1 protein-coding gene is annotated in these 238 nt (G+C 43.3%); it reads right to left on the bottom strand.

The features are described 5' to 3' along the window. Positions 1 to 238, bottom strand: a 238-nt coding sequence (locus VJI77_RS07735) for a hypothetical protein (RefSeq protein ID WP_323989017.1), incomplete at both ends; no start/stop codon positions are given.

The raw sequence follows: 238 nt of genomic DNA, 5'->3' as shown, positions 1-238 counted from the left end.
ATTGCTGGCGACCATTGGTATTGACTACCCCCACTTGCCACCAGTTGTTTACCACTGCCCTCACAAATATTACCATCAGTTGTTACGGTTGCGGTAACGCCCTGAAAAATCTGTACCTGAAAACTGTCTTTCCGGTTACAACCTGCGGGTGTTTGTATGTTTACCAGATACAATCCTGAATCTGAAAACTGAACAGACGACATTTGAATAGTACCACTTGTAGCTGTAAAACCATTAG

This window comes from Parvimonas sp. D2 (assembly GCF_035282635.1).
Classification (GTDB): Bacteria; Bacillota; Clostridia; order Tissierellales; family Peptoniphilaceae; genus Parvimonas.
The sequence above is the reverse complement of the archived record's forward strand: the minus strand, read 5'-3'. Positions and strand labels throughout refer to the sequence as shown.